The following is an 18,970-nucleotide window of genomic DNA, read 5'->3' as shown; positions in this document are numbered from 1 at the left end:
CCGTCCCGCCCGACGACGGGGAGCGACTATAATCGCCTCTTCCGCAACGAGTGGCAATGGCATGTTTTTCGACCCGCGTCCGGTTCCGCCGTGGCAACGACGACTCTACGGAAAATGGGGATTGGTGGCGCTACTGGCCGCCTTTCTCTTGGTCGGCACCACAGGACACGACCCTTGGCGCGGCGCCGATTTGCGCCATTTCTTTGCCGTCTGGCAGGTGCTCCAAGGCGAATGGCTGCTGCCTTCCGCGCTCATCGACGGCACCGTCCCTGCAGCCGGTCCGCTCTATTACTGGGTGGCGGCGCTCCTGGGTCTGCTGCTCGAACCCTTGGGCTTGGCGTTGCACGACGCAACCCGCTTCGCTTCTCCGCTTCTGCTGCTCTGCACGCTGCTGAGCCTGGGCGCAGCGGCGCTCCCCTGGTGCGGCAAACCCTGGCAGGCGGGCGCGATGCTCGTGGGACTGGGAACCCTCGGCTGGGTGCTCGACGCGCACCAGCATCAGGCCCTGCTCGCTTCTGCCGCCGCGATCGGCCTTGCCCTTGCCGCCGTGAGCCGACGAGAGGCGCAGCCGGCAAAGGCATGGATCGCTGCCTGTATTGCCATGGCAGCCGGCTTTCTCGCACAGGGGTTTGCTCTCCTGCTCGTGCTGAGCATCCCCTGGCTGGCGACCTGGCCCTGGCCTCGGATCGAGGCAGCGCGGCGTCTGTCGCTTCTCATGGCCACGGCGCTGATCTTTGCTCTCCCTGCGATCTGGTTCGTCACCGTCTGGCGCACTGCCGAAGGCGAGGCTTGGTTTGCGCTGCAAGCACCGCAGCTCTCACAGGAATTCATCGCCTCCAACCTCGATGACGCCTGGCGTGACGCAGCCTGGGTGGCCTGGCCTTTGTGGCTGCTGGCATTGTGGCCACTGCGCCGGGCTGTCAACGGCGATGGGTCGAATCTCCGGCTTCTTGCCGTGGCTTGGGCCATGATCGCCATGGGACTGGTCGTGGTAACCGCCTGGCCTCCCAGCAATCCCAGCGACCTCCTCATCCTCTTGCCGCCGCTCACCCTCTTGGCGACGGAGCGGCTGCGGCGCATGCCTTCCGGCGCCCGCGCGGCGTTCTCGTGGTTCTCTGCGGCAACGGTGCTGAGCCTCGTCGTCTTCGCCGGCCTCTCGTGGAGCGCATGGAACCTCGACTGGCCGCCGGGGCTTGCGCGCCACATGGTGCGCGTCGCGCCCGAGTTTGAAATGAGCGGGTCTTTGTGGCGCCTCGGTGCGGCCACGGCGGTGCTGCTCACCTGGTTCGTCCTCGCCGTGACGACCCCGCCTTCGCCGCTGCGCCCGGCAATCCATTGGGCGCTCGGCGTCACGCTCGCCTGGGTGGTGCTGGTGCTGCTGCTCGAGCCCTGGTTCGAGCATACGCGCAATCTGCGGCCGATCGTCGAGCAGATGCAGGGAACGCTGCGCGAACGCGCTCCTTCCTGCGTTTCCGTGCCCGGTCGAGAGGCCGACGTGCGGGCGGCGCTCGTCTATTTCGGCGGCATCCCTGCGACCCTGGAAGACGGCTGCCCCGTCCGTTTCGCCCGACTGCGCGGCCAGCAGCCCTTGCCGTCGGACGGCAGCGTGCTCTGGTCGATGACGCGTGGCCAAGGCAAACGCCTAGAATACTGGCTTCTGCTGGACAACGAACGAGCGAGGCCCACCCATGACTGATTCTCTTCCCCCTTTCGTCGCGCCCGAGCAGACCCCTGCATGGGCCGAACTGCTCGCCTTGGCCGATCTCTGGCTGGCGCGCCGCATTACGGATGCGTTTTCCGCCGATGCCGCTCGGGTCGATGCGCTCTCGCTGCCGGCAGGCGCCTTGTGGCTCGACGCGAGCAAGCAGGCATGGGACGCCGGAGTGCTCGCGCAGCTCCTCGCCCTTGCCCGGGCGGTGCGGCTGCCGGAGGGAATCGAAGCGCTCTTTGCCGGGGCGGAAGTCAACTTCACCGAGCGTCGCCCGGCACTGCACATGGCCTGCCGCGGCGGAGCGGACGTACCGCCGGCCGATCGCGAGCGCTTCGCCGCAACGGAAAGCCGACTGCAAGCGTTCGTCACCGCCTTTCACCGCGGCGAGCTGCGCGGTGCCACAGGCGAGCGGCTCGATCATGCCGTCAACCTCGGCATCGGCGGCTCCGACCTCGGCCCACGGCTCGCCTGCGAGGCGCTCTCGCATCAGGAAGCGCCGCAGCGGAATGTGCGCTTCGTCGCCAATCTCGACCCGAGCGATTTCAGCGCAACGATACGCGGGCTCGAGGCGGCGCGTACGCTCTTCGTCGTCTCTTCCAAGAGTTTCGGCACCGCCGAGACGCTCGCCAACCTCGAACGCGCGCGGGCGTGGCTTTCCCGGGAACTGGGAACGCACGAAACGGCGGCACATTTCCTCGCCGTCACCTCCAACCCGGACAAGGCGCAGGCGCTAGGATTTGCGCCGGATCGCATCCTCTGGCTGCCGCCTTGGGTAGGTGGACGCTATTCGCTGTGGTCGGCCGTGGGCTTGCCGGTGGCGCTCGCTTTCGGCTGGGAACGGTTCCTCGAACTGCGTGCCGGCGCGCGCCGCATGGACCAACATTTCCGCACGGAGCCGCTCGAACGCAACCTGCCGGTGTGGCTTGGGTTGCTTGGTCTGTGGAACGCGAACCTGCTCGATGTTCCTTCCTGGGCCGTGCTCCCCTACGATCAGGGGCTTTCCTGGTTTCCGGCCTGGCTGCAGCAGCTCGAAATGGAGAGTAACGGCAAGCGCTGCCGGCGCGACGGTTCGCTCGTGCCCTATCCCACCGCGGCCGTCGTCTGGGGCATGAGCGGTACCCTGGGACAACACGCCTTCCATCAGCTTTTCTACCAAGGAACGCGGCGCCTCACGCTGGACTTCATCGTCCCCCTCCCCCGTCCGCTCGATGCCGGGCGTCGGGCCTTGGCGCAACATGCGCTTGCGCAGGCAGGCGCCTTGCTTGCCGGTCGCACGCGCGACGAGGTGCGCGCGGCGCTTCGGACGCAGGGCCTGGCACCCGAAGAGATCGAAGCGCTCGCGCCGCACCATGAGATTCCCGGCAACCGCCCCAGCTCCGTGCTACTCACCGAGGGCTGGGACGCCAGCGTGCTCGGGGAGCTGCTCGCCGCCTACGAACACGCCACGTTCGTGCGCGGTTGGATCTGGGGGATCGATCCGTTCGACCAGTACGGCGTGGAGCTGGGAAAGGAACTGGCGCGCACGCTCGCCGCGGGCGGAACGCTCGCCGGTTTCGACCCCTCCACACGCGCCCTCGCCGCCCGGCTGGATGCGCACCGCTGAAACGGGGCACCCCGAAAAACGCCGCGAGCGGAAAAGTCGCGAGGCACCAAAACGCTCAGCCTTCAGGCAAACGCAGGAAAGCAGCGCGGTAGCGGCGCAGCTCTTCGATCGACTCATGGACGTCGGCGAGTGCCGTATGCTTGCTTTCCTTCTCCCAGCCCTGCAGGATGGCGGGGGCCCAGCGGCGCGCGAGTTCCTTGAGGGTGGAAACATCCAGGTTGCGGTAGTGGAACCAAGCCTCGAGCCGCGGCATGTAGCGGTAGAGGAAACGCCGATCCTGGCAGATGGTGTTGCCGCACATGGGGCTCGAGCGCGGCGGCAGCCAAGGACTCAGGAATTCGAGCAGCATCGCCTCGGCCTGGGCTTCGTCGATGCGTGAGGCACGCACCCGCTCGATCAGGCCGGAAGCGCCGTGCGTCTTCTGGTTCCAGTCGTCCATCGCGGCGAGCACCTCGTCGCTTTGGTGCACCGCGATCACCGGCGCTTCGGCGAGCACGTTCAGGTCATTGTCGGTGACCACCATGGCGATCTCGAGGATGCGGTCGCGATCGGGATCGAGCCCGGTCATCTCCAGGTCGAGCCAGACCAGCTTGTCGGAAGGCGCGTTGTTCTCACTCATGCGGTTTTCCTTTCTTGGGGGAATGGGTGCGCTATACTGCCACGGCCGCGTGCCGGACGGCGCGATCCTCACCCGTATTTTTTCGTATCCTGCCCATGGATGAAACCTTCCTCGCCACCGTCGTCGCCGCCCACGGCCGCAGCTACGAGATTTCCCGGACGATTCCGTGGCACGAGCCGCCCTGGCACGCCGTCACCCGCGGCAAACGCCACGACTATGCCTGCGGCGATGTGGTCGAGGCGCGCGCCACGGCCCCCGGCCAGGCGGTGATCGAGCGGCACCAGCCGCGCTCCTCGCTCTTCTGGCGGGCGGACGGCGTACGGCAAAAGCTCATCGCCGCCAACGTCGATCAGGTCGTCATCGTCACTGCGGTCGAGCCGCCCTTCTCGTCCGAACTGGTGACGCGCTGCCTCGTGGCCGCCGAACATCAGGGGATCGAAGCCCTCATCGTGCTCAACAAGTGCGACCTCAAGGACGGCCTGGATGCGGCGCGCGCACGGCTAAAGCCATTTCTCGCTGCGGGCTATCGGGTGCTCGGCCTCTCGGCCAAACGGGACGTCGCCCCGCTCGAACCGCTCTTCGCAGGGAAGCGATCGCTACTCGTCGGACAATCAGGCATGGGAAAATCGACGATCATCAATGCCCTGGTGCCAGAAGCCCGAGCGCGCACGGGCGAAATCTCGCGTGCGCTGGAATCAGGACGGCATACCACCACCGAGGCGCGGCTCTATCCCTACCGGCAAGGGTGGATCATCGACAGCCCCGGCCTGCAGACCTTCGGCTTGGCCCACGTGCCACTGGAGGCGCTGGAAGCCTGTTTCCCCGAACTGCGTCCGGCGCTGGGTGAATGCCGTTTCCGCGATTGCCGCCACGATGCCGAGCCGGGATGCGCCCTGCGCGCGCTGGCAGAGCGCGGCGCGATCAGCCCCGAGCGCTGGCAGCAGTACCGCCGCATCCGCGCCGAACTCGAGGCGCTAGCGCGGCGGTCCGCGACGGGGAGGTAGGGCAGGAACCACCCTATCCCCGCCCTCGGGACTCAGAGACGCTCGAAGATCACCGTCAGGCCCTGACCGCCGCCGATGCACAGGGTCACCAGGGCATAGCGCCCGCCGATGCGGTGCAGCTCATGGATCGCCTTGGTGGCGATGATCGCGCCGGTCGCGCCCACCGGGTGCCCCAGGGCGATGGCCCCGCCGTTGGGGTTGGTCTTGACCGGATCGAGCCCGAGCCCCTTCATCACCGCCAGCGACTGGGCGGCGAAGGCCTCGTTCGATTCGATCACGTCCATGTCTTCGAGCTTGAGGCCAGTCTTCTCCAACGCTTTCTTGGTGGCCGGGATGGGGCCCTCGCCCATGATGTCGTTGGGCACTCCCGCCACGGCGTAGCCGACGATGCGGGCGAGCGGTTTCAGGTTTTTCTGCTCGGCCGTCTTGGCGTCGGCGAGCACGAGGAAAGAAGCGGCGTCGTTGATGCCGGAAGCGTTGCCGGCCGTCACCGTGCCGTCTTTCTTGAACGCCGGCTTGAGCTTGGCAAGGCTCTCCATCGTCGTATTGGGCTTGGGATGCTCATCGACTTCGAACACCACGTCGCCCTTGCGCGTCTTGATCGTCACCGGCACGATCTGCGAGCGGAAGCGCCCTTCTTCGATCGCACGCGCGGCGCGGCGCTGCGACTCCAGCGCGAAGGCGTCCTGCTCTTCGCGGCTGATGCCCCACTTGACAGCGAGGTTCTCGGCCGTGATGCCCATGTGGCCGACGCCGAAGGGATCGGTGAGCACCGCCACCATGGCATCGATCATGGTCGTGTCGCCCATGCGGGCGCCGTTGCGCATCGTCGGTGAGAGATAGGCTCCGCGCGACATCACTTCCACGCCGCCGCCCACGCCCATGACCGCGTCTCCGAGCATGATGTTCTGGGCCGTGGTGACGATCCCCTGCAGACCGGAAGAACACAGGCGGTTGACCTGCATCGCCACCGAGCTCATCGGCAGCCCCGCCTGGATGGACGCCACGCGCGGCACGTAGGCATAGCGCGAATCGGTCGGGATGCAGTTGCCAACCGTGACGTATTCGACTTCGTTGGGATCGACGCCCGAGCGTTCGATCGCCGCCTTCATGACCTGGCCGGCGAGCTCGGCCGGTTCGATCTGCGACAGAGTCCCCCCGAAGGTTCCAATGGCGGAACGCACGGCGCTCAGTACCACGACGTCTTTGTTCGGCATATCCTCTCTCCTTGCTGGTCAGTGAAACGGTTCCATGCGACTGGATTCATCATACGACGAAATTGTGACGATTGTCACCTGGGAGGTCGTGCTCATTCTTCTTTACCACGAATTAGTTCGAGGAACATACGCAGCATGGCCGCTGTTGCCCCCCAAATGAAATACTGCCGCCAGGGAACGGCCCAATAGTGGCGACGGCCTGCTCCGTATTCCAGCGAGTGACGCACGTAGCGGCGCGGATCGAGCACGTGCGACAAAGGTACGGTGAACACCTCGGCAACCTCGAACGGATCGGGGCGCAGCTCGCCCGGATCCTCTACCCAGCCGACGAGGGGGGTGATGCGATAGCCCGTGATGGTGACGTAAGGCGGCATCGCGCCCAACACTTGCACCCGCTGCGGCGCGAGCCCGATCTCTTCCTCGGTTTCGCGCAAAGCTGCCTCCACCGGACCGGGATCTTCGGGCTCCACCCGCCCGCCGGGAAAACTGATCTGTCCCGGGTGATGGGCGAGATGCGGCGTGCGGCGCGTGAGCAACACTCGAGGTCCTTCTTCGCCGGGCACCAAGGGGGCGAGTACCGCCGCCGGCCAGCGGACCTCGCGAGCCCCTTCGTCGCCTGCAGCAAGATCAAGAGGCCGATTCGCCGTCCGCTGCAGACGCTCGGCGATGCGCTCGCGCAGCCGTTCGGGCGAGGAAAGCAGATCCAAGAGTTCGTCATCGCGCATCAGTTCATTGTGGCACAAAAAAGCGGGAGGTTCGGCAGCGACTTCAGCAAAAATTATTTGACCAACCGGTCGGTTTATTTTATTATTCCTTGATCCAGATCAAACTCTGCCGTGAGAAGCTGCAGTACATTCACGGTACGCGAACGGCTTCGATCATGTTGAAGCCGATCCGCGAACGATCCGGATGGACGTTTTATCCACCCTAGAGGAGGCAACACCATGGCTCATCACGACAAACTCGCCCTACAAATGGACCTTCCGCCGCAGATCCCGCAGCCGAACGTCTTTCCCCTGTCTTGGCACGCCAAGACGCAGAAGATGGAGGAAATCTGGGATGCGGCGCAGCGCGAGTTTTGGGATCCGAAGAAACTTCCCTGGGACACGCTCGACGTCGAGTCCTATTCTTGGGAAGAACGCGAGGCGATCGCCTATTGGTGGACGCTTCTGTCCGTCTTCGACGCTTCCGCGCCTCCCGTCTTCGCCTCGGCGCTGATCAAGACCTACGAAGACCACGAAGAAGACCCGGTACGCCGCTGCTTCTTCTCGGTGACGCGCGACGAGCAGAACCACGAACAGATGTGCGGCCTGGCGATCACCAAGTTCCTGGGACACGACGATCCGCTCACCTACCAGCCCAAAACCGACCTGGGCAAGCGCCTGCAGAAAAACGCCATGTGGCTCTACTACAACGGCGGACGCTACTGGAACGGCTACAAGAATGCCGTGCCGAAGTACTCGCTTGCCGTGCTCTTCTCCTCCTTCCTCATGGGCGAGATCGCCGCGGCCACCATTTTCAAGCAGATGCATGACAACAGCCGGGAGCTGGTGTTCAAAGAGGCGTTCCGCAATATCGGTCGCGACGAGGGTCGCCACATGGCGATCTGCATGGCGCTGATGGAGCGCGACTATCCCCGGCTCGCCGCCGAAGACAAGGCACTCGTCACCAAGCAAATCCGCGCCGGTTACCTCTTCCTCTCGGCGGTACTCTTCGAACCGCCGGAAGAATTCTGGGACCTGCCCGCCGACTTCATCAAGAACCAGCGTGAGGGCGAAGAAGTGGCGCGCGGCGCCGGCTTCGGCATCCCCACCTACGAGGCGAAGAAGGAGAACTGGCGCAACGCCATGCTCAACCTCAAGGGCGTGCTGGATCGTTACGGCATCCCCTTCCCTGCCATTCCGGAAGTCGGGATCGAAGGTCAGGAAGTGACGGAAGTCGACATGGACTCGATCATCCCGGTCTTCTGAGCTTCGGCGGCCGCCTGCAGGGGCGGTCGCGCCAAGGCACACCGACCGCCGGGGTCCGGGAAGGACACCGGCGGTTTCGTCGACCAGGCACCCCATCACCCCTCAAGAGAGCGAACCCGAATGAGTACTCTCATCAAACTGCACCCTTCCGGCCGCCAGATCGAATCCCGCCCCGGCGAGACCGTGCTGGAATCCCTCGAACGGGCGGGCTATGCGCTGCCGAACAATTGCCGGGCCGGCGCCTGCGGCGAATGCAAGGTCAAGGTCCTCTCCGGGCACTTCGACCAGGGGGTCGTGCTCGACATGGCCCTGTCGGCCGAGGAACGCAAGCAGGGATTCGGCCTCATGTGCATGGCCAAGCCCCTCTCGCCCGAGCTGGTGATCGAATGGGGCACGGCCGACGCAAAACCCAAACTCTTTCCGCCGCGGGAGAACCAGCGCTACGTCGTGATCGACCGCGTGCCGCGTACTCCTCGCATCACCGAATTCCGCTTGCGGCCATTGGGACAGCCGATGCGCTACTGGCCAGGGCAATACGTGACCCTGAGCGATGTCGAGGGCAAGATCCCGGCACGCTGCTATTCGATCGCCAACGCACCGCGCCCCGACGGCGAGATCACCCTGCAGATCACGCGCATCGAAGGAGGTGTGACCAGCGTCTGGATCCACGATCACCTGCAGATCGGCGACATGGTGCGCATCAACGGCCCTTACGGGACCTTCATCGGCGACCTGTCGCTGGATACACCCGTCCTGTGCCTGGCAGCCGGCTCGGGCCTGGCGCCGATCCGCGCGCTCACCGAAGCGGCCCTGCGCCGGGGCTACCGCAAGCCCGTCACGCTCCTCTATTCAGGAAAGACGAAAGAGGACATTTACGAGCTTGGCCTGATGCGCTATTGGGAGACCAAGCACCGCAATTTCACCTTCAAGGCCACGCTCACGCAGGAACGCGATCCTCAGTGGCTGCACGGGCGTATCCCGCAGATCCTGCCCGAGCTTTTTCCGACGCTGGCTGGCTACAACGTATTCATCGCCGGCAGCCCGGCCTTCGTGGCCGACTGCAGCGCGGCGGTGCAAGCCTTGGGTGCAGAGGAAACGATGATCCACACCGAAGGCTATTTCGGCCAGGCGCAACCCTCGGTGGCGCCGGCCGAACAGCTCATGAGTGCGTGATGCTGCATGACCTGCCCGGGATCACTCGATCCCGAGCAGATACTGGATCAGTCCCTTGGCGATGAAGCCGATGAATCCTATTCCCAGGGCGAGAAAGAGCCACAGGGTACCGTACTTGCCGGCCTTGGACTTCCACGCCAGGTTGGCGATGATGAAAATCATGTAGAGGATGAAGGCCGGCACGAGGATCTTGAAGGCCAGGTCTTCGAGCTGGGGAAAGGTGAGTCCAAAAAGTACCGTGTCTTCCATGGGGAGGCTCGCTTGGCCGGATTCATCGATCCGGCCAATTTATAGGTTAAATTAAATAAATTAAATATTAATTAGACGCCGCGTTTCTTTTCGAGTTTCGCCGCGATGCGCAAGCGCAGGGCATTGAGACGAATGAACCCTTCGGCGTCTTTCTGGTTGTAGGCGCCGCGGTCGTCCTCGAAGGTGGCGATCGTCGGGTCGAAGAGGGAGTCGGTGGGCGAGTCGCGTCCCACCACCATGACGCTGCCCTTGTAGAGCTTGACGCGTACCCAGCCGTTGACCGTCTGCTGGGTGGCGTCGATGAGGGCTTGGAGCGCGCGGCGCTCGGGGCTCCACCAGTAGCCGTTGTAGATCATCTCGGCGTAGCGCGGCATGAGCTGGTCTTTCAGGTGCGCGACTTCCCGATCGAGGGTGATCGACTCGATGGCACGGTGCGCTTTCAGCAGAATCGTACCGCCCGGCGTTTCGTAGCAGCCGCGGCTCTTCATGCCGACGTAGCGGTTCTCCACCAGGTCGAGCCGGCCGATGCCGTGCCTGGAGCCGAGTTCGTTGAGCTTGGCAAGCAGCTCGTGCGGCCGCAGGCGCACGCCGTCGATGGCCACGAGATCGCCCTTCTCGAACTGCAGCTCGACGTACTGCGGCGCATCCGGGGCCTTCTCGGGAGCCGTCGTCCAGCGCCACATGGATTCTTCCGGCTCGGCAGCCGGGTTTTCCAGGTGCCGCCCCTCGTAGCTGATGTGCAGGAGGTTGGCGTCCATCGAGTAGGGCGAGCCGCCTTCGCGGTGCTTCATCTCGATGGGAATGCCGGCCTTCTCGGCGTAGGCGAGCAGCTTCTCGCGCGAGGTGAGGTCCCATTCGCGCCAGGGGGCGATCACTTTGATCTCGGGCATGAGGGCGTAGTAGCCGAGCTCGAAGCGCACCTGGTCGTTGCCCTTGCCGGTGGCACCGTGGGCCACCGCATCGGCCCCGGTGAGTTTGGCGATCTCGATCTGGCGCTTGGCGATCAAAGGACGGGCGATGGAGGTGCCCAGCAGGTATTCCCCTTCATAGATCGTGTTGGCACGGAACATGGGGAAGACGAAGTCGCGCACGAATTCCTCGCGCAGATCGTCGATGTAGATGTTCTCGGGCTTGATGCCGAGCTTGAGCGCCTTTTGCCGCGCCGGTTCGAGCTCCTCGCCCTGCCCCAGGTCGGCGGTGAAGGTGACCACCTCGCAGCGGTAGGTGTCCTGCAGCCACTTCAGGATCACGGAGGTATCGAGCCCCCCGGAATAGGCCAGTACCACTTTCTTGACTTCGCTCATCGTCCTTTCCCATCGAGCGTTCGCACACGATCCGGACGCGGGGTGCGCCGGATCCCCAAAATCTGCCTCAACCGTCCATCCGGCCGAGCACGAGATATTCCATCAGCGCCTTCTGCGCGTGCAGGCGGTTTTCCGCCTCGTCCCAGACCACGGACTGCGGCCCGTCGATCACATCGGCCGAGACTTCCTCGCCGCGATGCGCCGGCAGGCAGTGCATGAAAAGCGCATCGGGCTTGGCCTGGGCCATCATCGCCGCGTCGACCTGCCAGTCGGCGAAAGCGCAGAGACGGTCGTCGGTCTCGTGCTCGAAGCCCATGGAGGTCCATACGTCGGTGGTGACGAGATCCGCCCCGCGCGCAGCCTCCATCGGGTCGTCGAAGCAGCGGTAGTGCCCATTGGGGGTGACGCCTGCAAGCTGCGGGTCGATCGCGTAGCCGGGCGGTGTGGACACGTGCACCGTGAAGTCGAGCACTTCGGCTGCCTGCAGCCAGGTGTGGCACATGTTGTTCGCGTCCCCGATCCAGGCGACGGTCTTGCCGCGGATGGAGCCGCGGTGTTCGATGTAGGTGTAGACGTCGGCGAGCACCTGGCAGGGGTGGAACTCGTTGGTGAGCCCGTTGATCACCGGCACGCGCGAACGGGCGGCGAAGCGCTCGACGATTTCCTGCTCGAAGGTGCGGATCATCACCAGGTCGCTCATGCGCGAAATCACCTCGGCGGCGTCTTCCACCGGCTCGCCCCGCCCCAGCTGGGAATCGCGCGTGTTGAGATAGACCGCGAAACCGCCGAGCTGCTGGATGCCGGCTTCGAACGAGAGGCGCGTACGCGTGCTCGCCTTCTCGAAGATCATGACGAGCGTGCGGTCGAATAGAGGATGCCAGGGTTCGTAGTTTTTGAACTTGCGCTTGATCCAGGCCGTACGCTCGAAGAGGTAGGCGTATTCGTCGGCGCTGAAATCCTTGAACTGGAGATAATGTTTCGGCGGCATGGCGACCCCTCAGTGGCGCGCGACGAAGCGCTCGACGAGCGGCACCAGGCGCTCGACGATCTGCTGCGCCTCCTCGATGGCAAGGATCAAGGGCGGGAGCAGGCGGATGACGCGCTCGGCGGTGACGTTGATGAGCAAACCCGCTTCCAGCGCATCGAGCACCAGCGCCCCACAAGGGCGGTCGAGCTCGACGCCGAGCATGAGCCCCTGACCGCGCACACCCTTGACCTGAGGAAGATGCGCCAGGCGCGCAGCGAGCGTCGCCTTGAGGTAGCCGCCGACCCGGGCAGCGTTGTCGAGCAGGGCGTCGGTCTCGATCACGTCGAGCGTGGTGAGCCCGGCAGTGCAGGCGAGCGGATTGCCGCCGAAGGTGGAGCCGTGGTTGCCCGGGCCGAAGAGCCCCGCTGCCGGCCCGGCGGCGAGACAGGCGCCGATGGGCACGCCCGAGCCCAGCCCCTTGGCGAGCGTCATCACGTCGGGGCGCACCTCGCTCCATTGCCAGCCAAACCATTTGCCGGTACGCCCGAGGCCACATTGCACCTCGTCGCAGATCATCAGCAGTCCATGCGCGTCACACAAGGAACGCACGGCGCGCAGGTATTCGGAATCGGCGAGCCGGATACCGCCCTCACCCTGGATGACCTCGAACATCACGGCCACCAGATCCGGCGTCTCGGCGATGAGCCGGGTGAGCGCGGCAACGTCGCCGAAGGGCACGCGCAGGAATCCCGGCACGAGCGGTTCGAAGCCGAGCTGAGTCTTGACGTTGCCGGTGGCCGAAAGGGTGGCGAGCGTGCGCCCATGGAAGGCGTGTTCCATCACGGCAATTTTTGGCGCTTCGACCTTCTTCACCTTGTGGCCGTAGAAGCGCGCCAGTTTGATGGCGCATTCGTTGGCCTCCGCCCCCGAGTTGCCGAAGAAGACCTCGTCCATGCCGGAGAGCTCGCACAGGCGGTCGGCCAGGCGCTCCTGGGCCGGGATGCGGTAGAGGTTGGAGGTATGGATCACGGCCTTCGCCTGGCGGGCGATCGCCTCGACCAGGCGCGGATGGCCGTGCCCCAGGGTGGAGACGGCGATGCCGGCGAGCGCATCGAGGTAGGGTTTGCCTTGTTCGTCGTAGAGCCAGACGCCCTCGCCGCGCACGAAAGCCACGGGCAGACGGGCGTAGGTGTTCATCAGATGCGACATGTGCGACGCTCCCGCGAAATCCGGTTTTCCCGTGCAGTAAGAAAGGGGTCCGGATCAGGAAAAGTCTATGATCTTACGGGAAAGGCGCTTTTTTTGAAAGAGCACCCATAGCAAAAAGCGGCGCCACGCGGCGCCGCCGTCTTTCTTGCACGATCAGGGCGCTCAGCTCTCGCGGATGGCCTCGGCGACCATCTCGAGGGTATGGGCGTCCTCGATGGTGGGAAGATCGCCGGGGTCGCGCCCTTCGGCGAGCGCCTGCAGCGAGCGGCGCAGCATCTTGCCCGAACGCGTCTTGGGCAGCCCCTGCACGAAATAGACGCGGTGTGGACGCGCGATCGCGCCGAGGAGCTCATCGACCGTCTTCTTGACCTCTTCTTCCAGCGCCCGGCGCGCCTCGCGCGTGGCGATGCGCGAAGGATCCTTGACCACGGTGAAGGCCACCGGCACCTGCCCCTTCACCTCGTCGTGCACCCCGACCACCGCCACTTCGGCGATCGCCGGATTGGCCTGGATCGCCTCCTCGATCTCGCGCGTCCCCAGACGGTGCCCCGCGACGTTGATGACGTCGTCGATGCGCCCGAGAATGGTGAGGTAGCCGTTCTCGTCCTTGATGCCCCAGTCGGCGGTGGAATAGACGAGCGGCTCGCGGAAGAGGCTGAAATAGGTCGACACGAAGCGCTCGTCCTGCCCCCAGACGGTGGCCAGACAGCCGGGAGGCAGCGGCGGCACGATGCCGACGATGCCTTTTTCGTTGGGGCCGCACTCGGTGCCGTCTTCGCGATAGACGTGCAGGTCGTAGCCGTAGACCGGCAGACCCGGCGAGCCGTACTTGATGGGCAGATCTTCCTGCACCCCGCGGCACAGGGCGAGGATCGGCCAGCCGCTCTCGGTCTGCCAGTAGTTGTCGATCACCGGCACGCCCAAGGCTTCGTGGATCCAGCGATGGGTGGTCTCGTCGAGCGGTTCGCCGGCAAGGAAGAGGTGCTTGAGCGAGGAGAGGTCCCGCTTCATGTAGGAAGGGTCCTGCTTCTTGAGCACCCGCACGGCAGTAGGCGCCGAGAACATGACGTTGACGCGGTACTTCTCGACGATGCGCCACCAGATGCCCGGGTCGGGGCGAAGCGGCGTACCCTCGTACATCACCGTGGCCATGCCGGCGAGCAGCGGCCCGTAGATGATGTAGCCGTGCCCGACCACCCAGCCGATGTCGGAGGTGCAGAACATCGTCTCGCCTTCGCCGCCGCAGAAGATGTGCTTCATGGAGCTCGCGAGCGCCACGGCGTAGCCGCCGGTGTCGCGCTGCACCCCCTTGGGCTTGCCGGTGGTGCCGGAGGTGTAGAGGATGTAGCTCGGATGGGTGGCATCGACCCACTCGACCGGCACGCGCGCCTCGCCCACTTCGTCGCGCAGCGTCGCATAGTCGAGGTCGCGCCCCTCGACGCGGGCGAAGTTGGGGTCGAGCCCGCGATCGACGATGAGCACCTTCTCCGGCGGGAACTGGGCGAGCCGGCAGGCTTCGTCGAGCAGGTGTTTGTAGGGGATGACGTTGCCGTTGCGCATGCCCGCTTCGGCGGTGACGACGAGCTTGGGTTGGGCATCGTCGATGCGGGTGGCGAGCGAGGCGGCGGCAAAGCCGCCGAAGACCACCGAATGGATGGCACCGATGCGCACGCAGGCGAGCATGGCAAACGCCGCCTGCGGGATCATGGGCATGTAGATGAGCACCCGGTCGCCTTTCTCCACGCCGAGCCGGCGGTAGATCGCCGCCATGCGCTCGACTTCGCGCTGCAGCTCGCCGTAGGAGTAAGTCTTCTCCTCGCCCGTCTCGGTGGAGACGTAGATGAGCGCCGGCGCGTCGGGGCGCTTGGCGGCATGGCGATCGACGGCGTTGTAGCAGAGGTTGGTGAGCCCGCCCTTGAACCATTTGACGAAAGGCGGATTGCTGTAGTCGCAGATGAGCTCGGGCGCTTTCTCCCAGTGGATGAACTGCGCCTGTTCGGCCCAGAAGGCGTCGCGATCCTCGATCGAGCGACGGTAGAAATCCTGGTACTTGCCCATGTCCTCTCCCCGATGACAAAGAAATTCCGGAGCGATGCCGTCCGGTCTTGCGAAAGTTGTCTATTATAAGACATGGTACCAAAGGGGAAATCCCCGGTCTCGCGGCAGAACGGCGAAACCAGGGAGTTCTGGCCAAAAAGGGCTCGGCTTACTCGCCGCCGATGCGCACCACCGTGCGCCCTTTGGCGCGGCCGGCGATGAAGTCGTCGAAGGCAGCGGGCAGTTCGTCGAGCGTGATGACGCGCGTGATCTCGGTCAGCTTCTTCGGTTTGAGATCCGTGGCGAGCCGCTGCCAGACGATGCCGCGGGTGGGAAAGCCGATGTAGCCGGAATCGACCCCCAGCAGGCTCACGCCGCGCAGGATGAAGGGAAAGACCGTGGTCTCGAGCTTGGGCGAGGCGGCATTGCCGATGGAGGCCACCGTACCGGCTTGCTGCATGGTGGCGAGCATCCAGTGCAGGATGGGGCCGCCGACGTTATCCACGGCGCCGGCCCAGCGGGATTTCTCCAGGGGGCGGGTGGCGGCAAAATCGATGGTATCGCGCAGCAGGATCTCGGCTGCCCCTAGCCCCTGAAGATAACCGCTCTCCTGTGCCTTGCCGGTGAGCGCCGTCACGCGATAGCCGCGTCCGGCGAGCATCTGGATGGCAAAGCCCCCTACCCCGCCGGTGGCGCCGCTCACCACCACCGGACCTTTTTCCGGCTCGAGGCCATTGTCTTCCATGCGTTGGATGCCGAGCGCGGCGGTGAAGCCGGCCGTACCCAGCGCCATGGCCTCGAACAGATCCAGACCCTGCGGCAGAGGAATCACCCAGCCGGCAGGGATGCGGGCGTATTCGGCATAGCCGCCGTGGTGCGACACGCCGATGTCGTAGCTGGTGGCGATGACCTTGTCGCCGGGACGAAAACGCGGATCGCTCGACTCGACCACCGTACCCGAAAGGTCGATGCCGCCGATGCAGGGAAAGCGCCGGATGATCTTGCCCTTGCCGGTAGCGGCGAGCGCATCCTTGAAGTTGATGCTGGAGTACGCCACCCGGATGAGCACTTCGCCCGGATCGAGGACGTCGAACCCGACCTCTTCGATGCCGGAGCGCACCGCCCCGCCCTCTTCGCGGATCATGAGGCATTTGAATTTTGCGGGTAATTGTCGTTCTTGCGTCATGGCGACTCCTCCTTCGTGAATGAAACCGCAATCAGGGTGAAGTGCCGCGCTCGAGCACGGCAGCGAAAAAGCCGTCGGTGCCATGCACGTGCGGCGCCAGGCGCAGCACCGTCGGGCTGAAGCGATCGACCAGCACCTCGGCCGTCGGACTCTCCCATCGGGGAATCTGCTCGGGCACCCCCGCCTTGAAGAGCAGCGGCAAGGGATCGAGCAGGGAGAACCGCGGCTCCTGCGCGAGGAAGGCTTCGAGCACGGCCTCGTTCTCCTCGGGCAAGAGGCTGCAGGTGACGTAGACCAAACGGCCGCCGGGGCGCACCAGGCGCGCCGCGGCCGCGAGGATGGCGCACTGTTTTTCCTGCAGCTCGGCGATCAGCGCCGGGTGCTGACGCCACTTGAGATCCGGATTGCGCCGCAGTGTCCCGAGGCCGGAACAGGGCGCATCGACCAGCACGCGATCGGCCTTGCCTTCGAGCCGTGCGAGGCGCTCGTCGCGCTCATGCGCAAGCACCATGGGCTGTACGTTGGTGAGTCCGGAGCGCACGAGCCGCGGCTTGAGTTTGGCAAGCCGCCCGGCCGAGACATCGAAGGCGTAGACCTGACCGGTGTTGCGCAGCGCCGCGGCGAGTTGCAGCGTCTTGCCGCCCGCTCCGGCGCAGAAGTCGACCACCGTCTGCCCGCGACGGGGGGCTACGAGCAGGGTCACCAGCTGGCTTCCCTCGTCCTGTACTTCGAACATCCCTTCCTGAAAGAGGGGATGGGCATGCAGTGCCGGTTTCCCTTGCACGCGGATACCCAAGGGCGAGAAAGGGGTTGGCGCGCAGTCGATGCCGTCGGCCTGAAGCCGAGCGAGCACCGCCTCGCGCGTCGTCCGCCACGAGTTGACGCGCAGATCGAGCGGGGCCGGTCGGTTCGAAGCCGCGAGCAGCGCTTCGGTCTCTGCCGGGCCATAGGCGGCATCGAGCCGCTCGATGAGCCAGTCGGGCGCATCGAGCCGCTCGGCGCGCGAGAGCACGGGCGCGGCCGCCTTGCGTTCGGCGAGCCAGGCGCGTTCCCCTTTCTCCAACCAGGGCTCGAGGCGAGCGAGCGACCAGCCTTCGCCGCGCATGAGCCAGGCGAGCAGCAGCGCGCGCGGATTCGTACGCCCGGCCCAGGTTTCCAGACTGCGTCGATGCCGCAATACGGCATAGACGCGCTCGGCGATCTCGCCGCGATCGCGCTGCCCCAAGTGGGGCCGCTCGCGGAAGAAGCGCGACAACACGGCGTCGGCCGGCCGCTCGAAGCGCAGCGCCTCGGCGAGTGCTGCCACCGCCTCGGTCAGCCAAGGGGCACGCGGCGCGGTTTCGCGCGAGGGGATCTTACGGCGACGGGAAGCGCTCACGGCTGCAACCAATGGTCGAACACGCCGTCTTCGGCCTCGATGAGCAGGCGCACCGGGCGCGAGGCCGGTTCGGACTGCCACCATACGGTCATGGCGAAGTCGCCCTCGACGGTGCGCGCCGTGATGCGCTGCACCGGAATCTCGCCCAACCCGTCGAGTTTGAGGCGCTCCGGCTGCGGCTCGACGCGGTAGGTAGCCTGCTTGATGCGCTTGCCGGTGACCACGGCGAGTTTTCCTTCCCGCGGCCCTTTCTGCCGCAGGAATCCGAGCTGGTGCATCAAGGAAAGATAGTCCTGCTCATGGTCGGTGAGCGGCAGATCCACCGTCTTCCCTTTGCGTGTGCTCCGTACCGTGCGGGCTTTCCAATCGAAGTCGAGCATCTCGGGCGGCTTGCCGGAGCGCAGGCGCTCGTAGTGCAGCGGATGAAAACCCGTCTTCGCATCCCAGGTGCCGTTGCTCGTGCGTTTCTCGTTGACCTGGGCGACCAGCGCCACCAGACCGGTGCTCTGCAATTGCAGGGTCATGGTGTAGCGCCCGTCGTCGCTCAGCGTCCAGCTCAGATCGGCCTGTCCGATCTGTATCCCCTCCGCGCCGCTCAGCACGCGATAGACGAGCCGTTGCGACTCGGCAGCGAAAGCGGATGCCGCAGCGAACACTCCCATGAAGAAGAGAATTTTTTTCAGCATCATGCCTCCAACGGCGGCCAGACGAAGGCCGATTCCTGCGCACTGGCCGACACTCCCTGCAGCACGACGCGCCCGTCGGCCGTGAGCCGCAGGCGATCCTCGACGAACCAGCGCACCGCCTGCGGATAGATGCGGTGCTCCTGCGCGAGCACGCGCGCAGCCAGCGTCTCGGGGGTGTCGTCGGGCAGCACCGGCACTGCCGCCTGCACGACGATGGGCCCGTGATCGAGCGCCGGAGTGACGAAATGCACCGTGGCCCCGTGCACGCGGCACCCTTCCTGCAGCGCCCGCTCGTGCGTGTGTAGTCCGGGGAAGGCGGGCAGCAGCGACGGATGGATGTTCAGCATCCGCCCCTCGTAGCGGCGCACGAACGCCTCTCCCAGCACGCGCATGAACCCGGCGAGCACCACCAGATCGGGCGCGAACGCATCGATCGCCGCGGCGAGCGCCACCTCGAACGCCTCGCGCGAGGAATGGGCCTTGTGATCGACCACGGCCGTGGCGATGCCGTGGCGCCGGGCGAATTCGAGGCCGGCGGCTTCGGGACGGTTGCTGATCACCGCCGCGACGCGCGCCCCTGGAATCGCAGCGCGCACGATCGCCTCCATGTTGCTGCCGCGGCCGGAAATGAGGATCACCAGATTGCGCACACCCGCT

General features: G+C 65.5%; 17 protein-coding genes. 5 read left to right on the top strand and 12 right to left on the bottom strand.

Annotated elements, in window-relative coordinates:
* Positions 1–124: 124 nt before the first annotated feature.
* The gene (locus ASC37_RS01720; RefSeq protein WP_141654642.1) at positions 125–1,696 is read left to right on the top strand and encodes a hypothetical protein; all 1,572 of its coding nucleotides are present in this window, start codon (positions 125–127) and stop codon (positions 1,694–1,696) included.
* Positions 1,689–3,314: a glucose-6-phosphate isomerase gene (pgi, locus tag ASC37_RS01715; protein WP_055422707.1), complete on the top strand. Its 1,626-nt coding sequence runs from the start codon at positions 1,689–1,691 to the stop codon at positions 3,312–3,314. The genes ASC37_RS01720 and pgi overlap by 8 nt, the downstream gene beginning before the upstream one ends.
* Positions 3,315–3,369: 55 nt before the next feature.
* Here the strand turns inward: pgi and orn are convergent, their stop codons facing one another.
* Positions 3,370–3,933, bottom strand: coding sequence for an oligoribonuclease (orn, locus tag ASC37_RS01710; protein WP_055422706.1), 564 nt, complete (start codon positions 3,931–3,933; stop codon positions 3,370–3,372).
* 95 nt (positions 3,934–4,028) lie between these two features.
* Here orn and rsgA point away from each other — a divergent pair, with 95 nt between their 5' ends.
* On the top strand, positions 4,029–4,937 hold the full coding sequence (gene rsgA / locus ASC37_RS01705) for a ribosome small subunit-dependent GTPase A (RefSeq protein WP_055422705.1): 909 nt from the start codon (positions 4,029–4,031) through the stop codon (positions 4,935–4,937).
* A 32-nt stretch (positions 4,938–4,969) separates the two neighbouring features.
* Here rsgA and ASC37_RS01700 read toward each other — a convergent pair whose 3' ends face one another.
* Positions 4,970–6,154: an acetyl-CoA C-acyltransferase family protein gene (locus ASC37_RS01700; RefSeq protein WP_055422704.1), complete on the bottom strand. Its 1,185-nt coding sequence runs from the start codon at positions 6,152–6,154 to the stop codon at positions 4,970–4,972.
* Positions 6,155–6,246: 92 nt separating this feature from the next.
* Positions 6,247–6,879, bottom strand: coding sequence for a CoA pyrophosphatase (locus ASC37_RS01695; RefSeq protein ID WP_055422703.1), 633 nt, complete (start codon positions 6,877–6,879; stop codon positions 6,247–6,249).
* A 219-nt stretch (positions 6,880–7,098) separates the two neighbouring features.
* On the opposite strand from ASC37_RS01695, the gene ASC37_RS01690 reads away from it, so the two are divergent.
* Together ASC37_RS01690 and ASC37_RS01685 are read left to right on the top strand one after the other, a co-directional pair.
* Positions 7,099–8,124, top strand: a complete 1,026-nt coding sequence (locus tag ASC37_RS01690; protein ID WP_055422702.1) for a diiron oxygenase — start codon at positions 7,099–7,101, stop codon at positions 8,122–8,124.
* Positions 8,125–8,244: 120 nt separating this feature from the next.
* A complete protein-coding gene (locus tag ASC37_RS01685) occupies positions 8,245–9,297 on the top strand; it encodes a 2Fe-2S iron-sulfur cluster-binding protein (protein WP_055422701.1) in 1,053 nt (350 codons plus the stop codon).
* Positions 9,298–9,318: 21 nt separating this feature from the next.
* On the opposite strand, the gene ASC37_RS01680 is transcribed toward ASC37_RS01685, so the two are convergent.
* The 9 genes from ASC37_RS01680 to purN form a co-directional block, all read right to left on the bottom strand.
* Positions 9,319–9,546: a DUF2788 domain-containing protein gene (locus ASC37_RS01680; protein WP_055422700.1), complete on the bottom strand. Its 228-nt coding sequence runs from the start codon at positions 9,544–9,546 to the stop codon at positions 9,319–9,321.
* A 71-nt stretch (positions 9,547–9,617) separates the two neighbouring features.
* Entirely contained in the window at positions 9,618–10,850 is a 1,233-nt protein-coding gene (locus tag ASC37_RS01675) for an argininosuccinate synthase (RefSeq protein WP_055422699.1), read from the bottom strand.
* Between the two features lie 67 nt (positions 10,851–10,917).
* Complete coding sequence (argF, locus tag ASC37_RS01670; RefSeq protein ID WP_055422698.1) at positions 10,918–11,838, bottom strand: ornithine carbamoyltransferase; 921 nt, start codon at positions 11,836–11,838, stop codon at positions 10,918–10,920.
* A 9-nt stretch (positions 11,839–11,847) separates the two neighbouring features.
* Positions 11,848–13,026, bottom strand: coding sequence for an aspartate aminotransferase family protein (locus tag ASC37_RS01665; protein ID WP_055422697.1), 1,179 nt, complete (start codon positions 13,024–13,026; stop codon positions 11,848–11,850).
* A gap of 162 nt (positions 13,027–13,188) precedes the next feature.
* Complete coding sequence (locus ASC37_RS01660; RefSeq protein ID WP_055422696.1) at positions 13,189–15,084, bottom strand: propionate--CoA ligase; 1,896 nt, start codon at positions 15,082–15,084, stop codon at positions 13,189–13,191.
* Positions 15,085–15,232: 148 nt separating this feature from the next.
* Positions 15,233–16,207 carry an oxidoreductase gene (locus ASC37_RS01655; RefSeq protein ID WP_088178250.1) on the bottom strand — a complete coding sequence of 325 codons (975 nt, stop codon included), beginning with the start codon at positions 16,205–16,207 and terminating at the stop codon, positions 15,233–15,235.
* Between the two features lie 73 nt (positions 16,208–16,280).
* On the bottom strand, positions 16,281–17,603 hold the full coding sequence (locus tag ASC37_RS01650; RefSeq protein ID WP_055422740.1) for an RsmB/NOP family class I SAM-dependent RNA methyltransferase: 1,323 nt from the start codon (positions 17,601–17,603) through the stop codon (positions 16,281–16,283).
* A gap of 20 nt (positions 17,604–17,623) precedes the next feature.
* Positions 17,624–18,316 (bottom strand): DUF3108 domain-containing protein, encoded by a 693-nt coding sequence (locus tag ASC37_RS01645; protein ID WP_055422694.1) that lies wholly within the window; start codon positions 18,314–18,316, stop codon positions 17,624–17,626.
* On the bottom strand, positions 18,313–18,963 hold the full coding sequence (gene purN / locus ASC37_RS01640; RefSeq protein WP_055422693.1) for a phosphoribosylglycinamide formyltransferase: 651 nt from the start codon (positions 18,961–18,963) through the stop codon (positions 18,313–18,315). Before purN ends, ASC37_RS01645 begins: the two co-directional genes overlap by 4 nt.
* Between the last annotated feature and the right edge of the window lie 7 nt (positions 18,964–18,970).

The organism is Tepidiphilus thermophilus (assembly GCF_001418245.1).
GTDB classification, from domain to species: Bacteria; Pseudomonadota; Gammaproteobacteria; order Burkholderiales; family Rhodocyclaceae; genus Tepidiphilus; species Tepidiphilus succinatimandens.
Note: the sequence above shows the minus strand (reverse complement) of the source record. Positions and strands in the feature narration are given on the sequence as shown.

What these genes read in the sequence shown, in the direction of transcription:
- pgi (WP_055422707.1), top strand. Translation starts at nt 1,689, where the DNA reads ATGACTGATTCTCTTCCCCCTTTCGTCGCGCCCGAGCAGACCCCTGCA.
- orn (WP_055422706.1), bottom strand. Translation starts at nt 3,933, where the DNA reads ATGAGTGAGAACAACGCGCCTTCCGACAAGCTGGTCTGGCTCGACCTG.
- rsgA (WP_055422705.1), top strand. Translation starts at nt 4,029, where the DNA reads ATGGATGAAACCTTCCTCGCCACCGTCGTCGCCGCCCACGGCCGCAGC.
- ASC37_RS01700 (WP_055422704.1), bottom strand. Translation starts at nt 6,154, where the DNA reads ATGCCGAACAAAGACGTCGTGGTACTGAGCGCCGTGCGTTCCGCCATT.
- ASC37_RS01695 (WP_055422703.1), bottom strand. Translation starts at nt 6,879, where the DNA reads ATGCGCGATGACGAACTCTTGGATCTGCTTTCCTCGCCCGAACGGCTG.
- ASC37_RS01690 (WP_055422702.1), top strand. Translation starts at nt 7,099, where the DNA reads ATGGCTCATCACGACAAACTCGCCCTACAAATGGACCTTCCGCCGCAG.
- ASC37_RS01685 (WP_055422701.1), top strand. Translation starts at nt 8,245, where the DNA reads ATGAGTACTCTCATCAAACTGCACCCTTCCGGCCGCCAGATCGAATCC.
- ASC37_RS01680 (WP_055422700.1), bottom strand. Translation starts at nt 9,546, where the DNA reads ATGGAAGACACGGTACTTTTTGGACTCACCTTTCCCCAGCTCGAAGAC.
- ASC37_RS01675 (WP_055422699.1), bottom strand. Translation starts at nt 10,850, where the DNA reads ATGAGCGAAGTCAAGAAAGTGGTACTGGCCTATTCCGGGGGGCTCGAT.
- argF (WP_055422698.1), bottom strand. Translation starts at nt 11,838, where the DNA reads ATGCCGCCGAAACATTATCTCCAGTTCAAGGATTTCAGCGCCGACGAA.
- ASC37_RS01665 (WP_055422697.1), bottom strand. Translation starts at nt 13,026, where the DNA reads ATGTCGCATCTGATGAACACCTACGCCCGTCTGCCCGTGGCTTTCGTG.
- ASC37_RS01660 (WP_055422696.1), bottom strand. Translation starts at nt 15,084, where the DNA reads ATGGGCAAGTACCAGGATTTCTACCGTCGCTCGATCGAGGATCGCGAC.
- ASC37_RS01655 (WP_088178250.1), bottom strand. Translation starts at nt 16,207, where the DNA reads ATGATCCGCGAAGAGGGCGGGGCGGTGCGCTCCGGCATCGAAGAGGTC.
- ASC37_RS01645 (WP_055422694.1), bottom strand. Translation starts at nt 18,316, where the DNA reads ATGATGCTGAAAAAAATTCTCTTCTTCATGGGAGTGTTCGCTGCGGCA.